Source organism: Sphingomonas bacterium (assembly GCF_903643065.1).
GTDB lineage: Bacteria > Pseudomonadota > Alphaproteobacteria > Sphingomonadales > Sphingomonadaceae > Sphingomonas.
This window is the reverse complement of sequence record NZ_CAHJWX010000156.1, coordinates 1-5749: the sequence shown is the minus strand read 5'-3', so window position 1 is coordinate 5749 and position 5749 is coordinate 1. Positions and strand designations below refer to the sequence as shown.

Annotated in this window: 4 protein-coding genes; all 4 read right to left on the bottom strand. The window is 65.6% G+C overall.

The window, feature by feature from the left end:
• Nucleotides 1-432: 432 nt before the first annotated feature.
• The 4 genes from HUU95_RS06950 to HUU95_RS06935 are packed head-to-tail and all read right to left on the bottom strand — an operon-like array spanning nucleotide 433 to nucleotide 5443.
• Nucleotides 433-2601 (bottom strand): 3-hydroxyacyl-CoA dehydrogenase NAD-binding domain-containing protein, encoded by a 2169-nt coding sequence (locus HUU95_RS06950; protein WP_174279450.1) that lies wholly within the window; start codon nucleotides 2599-2601, stop codon nucleotides 433-435.
• Between the two features lie 29 nt (nucleotides 2602-2630).
• Entirely contained in the window at nucleotides 2631-3791 is a 1161-nt protein-coding gene (locus HUU95_RS06945) for an acyl-CoA dehydrogenase family protein (protein ID WP_174279451.1), read from the bottom strand.
• Nucleotides 3792-3804: 13 nt separating this feature from the next.
• Nucleotides 3805-4722 (bottom strand): SDR family NAD(P)-dependent oxidoreductase, encoded by a 918-nt coding sequence (locus HUU95_RS06940; protein ID WP_174279449.1) that lies wholly within the window; start codon nucleotides 4720-4722, stop codon nucleotides 3805-3807.
• A 28-nt stretch (nucleotides 4723-4750) separates the two neighbouring features.
• Nucleotides 4751-5443 carry a VOC family protein gene (locus HUU95_RS06935; protein ID WP_174279448.1) on the bottom strand — a complete coding sequence of 231 codons (693 nt, stop codon included), beginning with the start codon at nucleotides 5441-5443 and terminating at the stop codon, nucleotides 4751-4753.
• Nucleotides 5444-5749: the final 306 nt, after the last annotated feature.

Sequence of the window (5749 nt, the reverse complement as noted above, 5' to 3'; positions counted from 1 at the left end):
CCGGCACCGGCTGCTAAGCCCGCTTCGGGCAGCATCCTGCGAAAGCGCGAGGATATCGCTGCCTCAACAGCGCGGGTAAGAGCGACGGTGGCGTGCCAGATCGCGGTGCGGGCGCAGCTGGCGATCCCGTCGTTTCAAAAAGCGTCTTCAGCCACTAGATGCGGTTGGCCGGGCACGTAATGCAACGGCAGGAACGTCGCATACCCAGCCGCAGGGAGGCGATCTGCTCACCCGTCCGCGTCATCTGAGGTCCGGCAACGCTCGTCTTGCCGAGCGAGATGAGCTCTGACGCGGCGGTCTCCCCCGGCCGCTTGGTTCGTCGGAGCGTCCAGCCCATCTCCGCGAGCAGCGTCGCGGTGCACGATGCTGGTGCCGCTAATTCCACCATCCTAGTCTAGCGCCGGCGCGCGGCCCCGCCCCATGCCGACGCCGTCAGGCGGCGGCGCGCCGCAACGACAGCGCTGGGTAGAAGATATTGCCCGACGCGGCCATGCGGCGCAGCGCCTCCGGCGGCAGGAAACGATCGCCCCAGCGCAAGGAGAGCGCATCACATTCCGTGACGAAACGCGCCACGCCTACTTGTTCGATGTAAGAGACCGGGCCACCGGTCCAGCGCGGGAAGTTCCAGCCGAGGATCGCACCGACATCCGCATGGCGCGGATCTTTAAGCACGCCTTCCGCCAGGCAGCGGGCCGCCTCTACCGCTTGGCGATGCAGGAAGCGCCGCTGCAATTCGTCGCTCAGTTCGGACGTCACCTCCGGCGTCCTCACTGGCCAGGTTGCGGCAAGCCCGTCCCACACACGCTTCGTGCCGTCGGTATAATCATAGAAACCCTTGCCGTTCTTGCGCCCGAACCGCCCCGCCGCGACGAGCATATCGACGACGTCATCCGACCTCCGCCGCTCTGCCTCCGCGCCGAGAAGCAGCCGCCGTTGGCCGGCGATGCGGTCGACCAAGTCGATCGCAACATCATCGGTCAGCTCCAGTGGTCCACGCGGCATGCCGGTCAGCCGCCCGATACGATCGATCGTATCGGGCGCGAAGCCGTCGACCAGCATTTCCATGCCCTCGCGGATGTAGGTGTCGAACACGCGCGAGGTGTAGAAGAATGGCGAGTCGTTCGCGATGATAGCGGTTTTGCCCATCTGCCGCACCAGCTCGACAGCTCGCGCCAGCGCACCCTCCCCTGTCGCTGCGCCACGCACCACCTCCACTAGCTCCATCCGGTCGACCGGCGAGTGGAAGTGCATACCGAGGAAATTCTCCGGCCGCGGATGCGCCTGCGCCAGCCGGCCGATCGGCAACGTCGAGGTATTGGACGCGAACAGGATGTCGGCGCCAGCGTGCGCCAGAGCCTTGCCAGTCGCTTCAGCTTTGACCGCGACATCCTCGAAGACCGTCTCGATCAGCACCTCGACGGACGAGACTGCCGCATAGTCCGAGGTCGGCGTGATGCGCGCCAGGATCGCTTCGGCGGTTCCTCGCGCGATCAAACCCCTCGCCACCTGCCGATCGACTGCGCCCCGCGCATAATCCTTTCCTTTCTCGGCTACGGCGAGACTCACGTCGACGAGCACCGAGTCGATGCCGGCGCTGGCGAGGGCGTAGCCGATCCCGGCCCCCATCATACCCGCGCCGAGCACACCAACCCGCCGTACCGCTCGCCGCTCGCCGCTCGCCGGGCGTGCCGCACCCTTGCGCAACGCCGGGTGCGAGCCGAACAACGTGCGGATCATCGCCTTCGCCTGGGGAGTCTGTAGCGTGTCAACGAAGTAGTGGGTCTCGAGCTCTATCGCGGCGTCCATCGGCACTCGCACGCCTTCTCGGACCGCACGGACGATGTTGGTTTGCGCGGTGTAGTGGCTACCCCATGTCGCCGCCACTTTCGCCACCGCATCGACGATCTCGATACCGTCCACGCCGCCCGGGAGGACGAAGCCGGGCCGGTCCCACGGCGCGACCGGATCGCCCTGCGCCAGGATCCACCGCCGCGCGGCCGCCAGTTCACCACCAGTCGGTGTCAGCGCGTCGACAAGCCCGAGCGCGAGCGCGTCGCGAGGTGCAACCGGCTTGCCTCCTGTGAGCAACGGCAGCGCGCGGGCGACGCCGAGCAGCCGCGCGACGCGCTGCGTGCCGCCGCCGCCGGGCAGGAGACCAATCGTCGCCTCCGGCAACCCGAGCCGCAGCGACGGATCGTCCGTGGCCACGCGATGATGGCACGCCAACGCGAGCTCGAAACCGCCACCGAGCGCCAACCCGTCGATCACCGCCGCGAACGGCTTTCCGCAGGTCTCGATCGCGCGCGCAACCCGGTTGGCGCGGAACAGTCCGTCATACGCCGCCTGCCGCGCCGCCGGGCTGGCCGAAGCGACGCCGGCATATTCTATCATCTCGTCAAGATCGGCTCCGGCGCAGAAGCCATTGGTCTTGCCGGAGACGATGGCCGCGCCTCGGATCGCTGGTTCGGCCGCGATCCGCGCGACAAGTGTCGCCAGCTCGTCCCATCCCGCCGCCGTCAAGGTGTTCATCGTCCGGCCGATCGCATCGAACCGTATGATAGCGACGAACTCGGCATCGACCGTCATGGTGAAGTCGGGCATAGGAACTCCTGCTTGCGGCGACTGGCGGATCAGAGCGATCGGGCGATGATCGTCTTCATGATCTCGGAGGCGCCGCCATGAATACGGTCGATCCGCGCGTCGCGGAACAGCCGCGAGATCGGATATTCATCCATATAGCCATAGCCGCCGAACAACTGGAGGCAGTCGTCGATCACCTTCCACTGCGTCTCCGTGATCCACAGTTTCACCATGGCCGCCATCGTCCCGTCGAGCTTGCCGGCAAGATGCAGCGCAACGCAGCTATCGAGAAAGGCGCGCCCGGCGGCGATCTGTGTCCGCGCCTCGGCCAGCTTAAATTTCGTGTTCTGGAACGCAAACAGAGGTTGGCTGAACGCGCGCCGCTCCTTGGTATAATCAACCGTCAATTTCAGCGCGCGCTCCATCATCGCTTGTGCCATCGCGGCGATTACCAGCCGCTCCTGCGGCAGCATCGCGACCATTTGCGCAAACCCCTGCCCCTCCTCTCCGCCAAGCAGGTTGGCGGCGGGAACGCGAACATCCTCGAAGAACAGCTCCGACGTGTCCTGCGCCTCACGGCCGATCTTCGTGAGATTACGGCCGCGGGTGAAGCCGGGCGCATCGACAGTCTCGACCGCAAGCAGCGAGATCGCGTCGCTTTCGGTCTTGCAGGCCACGACGATCAGGTCCGCTGTCTGACCGTTCGAGATAAAGGTCTTTTGCCCGCTCAGCAGGTAGTCGTCGCCGTCTCGGCGCGCGCGTGTGCGAATGCCCTTGAGATCGGACCCCGCCCCCGGCTCGGTCATCGCGACCGCCAGCACCAAATCGCCTGACACGACCTTGGGCAGCCAATTCTGGCGCTGCGCCGCGGTCGCGAAGTGGATGAGGTAGGGCGCGACGATCCCGCTGTGGACCGCCGCTCCAAAACCCTCAAGCCCGCGAAGCCCAAGCTCTTCGATCACTACCAGCTCGAAACGGAAGTCAACGCCCGCGCCGCCACATTCCTCGGGTGTCGAAGGAGCGAGCAGCCCGGCCTCGCCCGCCAGTCGCCAGAAGCCACGATCGACCATTCCGGCCTCGCGCCAGCGCTCCAGATCCTGCTCGGTCGCGTGACGATCGAGGAAACGCGAGACGGCGTCTCGGAACAGCTCGAGCGTCTGGTCGGACGCGTCATGATCGCCCGTGATCGACTGCGGAGACGGCGCGTTCATGCCTGCGGCCCGGTCATGCCGCCTGCTCGTTGATTTGCTGCCCACCAGCCAGCTCCCACTGCGCCTGCTCGGGGCCGCTGGCCGGGACCATCTCGCCGGCGCGATCGGACAACAACTCGAGGCCTGCCAGGATCTGCCCGGCCGCATCGGGGCCCGGCACCACGCGCATGCCCTTGGTCAACGTGACGAACGCGCGCTCGACACTGCCGGCGCCCGAGCACAGAATGGCACCGCTCGGCGCATCGTCGGCCGCGAGCGCCACGACGGTCGGCGATACCGCGTCGGGTGACAGCCGCTCCAGAGTGTCGGGCGTCATGATGTCGGCAGTCATCCGCGTCGCGGCGGATGGCGCAAGGCAGTTAACGCGCACATCATAACGCTGACCTTCCAGACTAAGCGTGCGCATCAGGCCGACCAGCGCCATCTTGGCCGCGCCGTAGCTCGACTGACCAAAATTGCCGTACAGCCCGGAGGACGACGTGGTTATGACCACACGGCCATGCCCGCGTGCGCACATGCCCGCCCAAACCGCCTTGGTCGCATTGACCGTGCCCATGAGATGCACTTCGACGACCGCACGGAAGTCGGCGAGATCCATCTTGGCGAAGGTCCGGTCGCGCAGAATGCCGGCGTTGTTTACGAGAATATCGACACGGCCCCATTCGGCCTCGGCCAAGGCGACCATCGCGGCCATCTGGCCGGCGTCGGTCACGTCTGCATCGTTCGCCAGCGCCACGCCGCCCGCTGCGCGAATCTCGGCCGCGACTGCTTCGGCCGGACGGCTCAACACGTCGCGGCCGTCCCGCGTGCCGCCGGCATCGTTGACAACGACATAAGCGCCGTGTCGCGCGAGCGCCAGCGCGTGCGAGCGCCCCAGCCCGCCGCCAGCACCCGTGACGACCGCCACGCGGCCACCAAGATCTATGTTCATCCGCAGTGTCCTGCCGTAGTTGGGTATGTCAGGCCGCTTCGCTGACTGGCGGCTGCGGAACGCTCCAGCTTCGCGTGAACTCCTCGTCCGGCATCGCCAGCAGACGCGCGTAGGCACCGCCCGGATAGTGCAGGAACGGCTTGGCCGGATCGTGCTCTGGCTGCGGCACCGGCGTTTGCGGCCGGAGGAACGGTGGTGGCGATAGCATTACCGCCAACTCATCCGACGAAATCCCGGCCTCCGCCACGACTTCCGGGTCGATCCAGGATTTGGGTTCGACGCCAAGATCACCCGCGCAGGCGATTTCCAATACTAGATTCTCCGGCCCGGCAAAATAAATCGAGCGGCACATCCCGTGATCCAGGTCACCCAGCACCGCGATGCCGTGTGAGCGAATGCGATCGCGCATCGCCAGCACATCGTCAGGACTGTCGACCCGCAGCGACAGATGCTGCATCGCGCCAGCCGCGGTGACGCCCCCAGCATTCCCGGCGTGCGTAACGCCGATTGCGCTCTGAACCTCGGTCATCGCGGGGAGGTGGACGAAAGACAGGAAACTCCTATCGTTCAGCTTGAGGAAGCTGTGCCACGCACCCTTGACCCCGTGCATCCAGAAAAGCGCCTTAAGCTCCAGTCCGAGCACTTGCGTGAAGAAGGTGAGCTGCTCCTTCATGTTCGTGGTGGACAGCGCGATGTGGTGGATCCCAACCGGCCGGCTCATGTTGGCCCTCCTTGGCGACGTGTTCATCCTCGCAGTTATCACCTCCTACAGATCAGTCAATCAGTTTAGCAATATGCCCGATTGATCGCCCGACCTCCATTGACGCACGGACTCCTTTTTAATAGCGCTCATAAAGATAAGTCGGAGGCGAAGAAGATCATGGCCATGACCCTGAAGATCGCGGGAGGCGTTTTGCTCGTGCTGATGCTGCTCGTACTGGCGGCCTTGACGCTTGCGTGGACGCCCGACCGACCACTTGCCTTGCTCAAGGCTCGCTGGGCTAAACCGCCGTCACAGTTCGTCGCG

What these genes read in the sequence shown, in the direction of transcription:
- HUU95_RS06935 (WP_174279448.1), bottom strand. Translation starts at nt 5,443, where the DNA reads ATGAGCCGGCCGGTTGGGATCCACCACATCGCGCTGTCCACCACGAAC.
- HUU95_RS06940 (WP_174279449.1), bottom strand. Translation starts at nt 4,722, where the DNA reads ATGAACATAGATCTTGGTGGCCGCGTGGCGGTCGTCACGGGTGCTGGC.
- HUU95_RS06945 (WP_174279451.1), bottom strand. Translation starts at nt 3,791, where the DNA reads ATGAACGCGCCGTCTCCGCAGTCGATCACGGGCGATCATGACGCGTCC.
- HUU95_RS06950 (WP_174279450.1), bottom strand. Translation starts at nt 2,601, where the DNA reads ATGCCCGACTTCACCATGACGGTCGATGCCGAGTTCGTCGCTATCATA.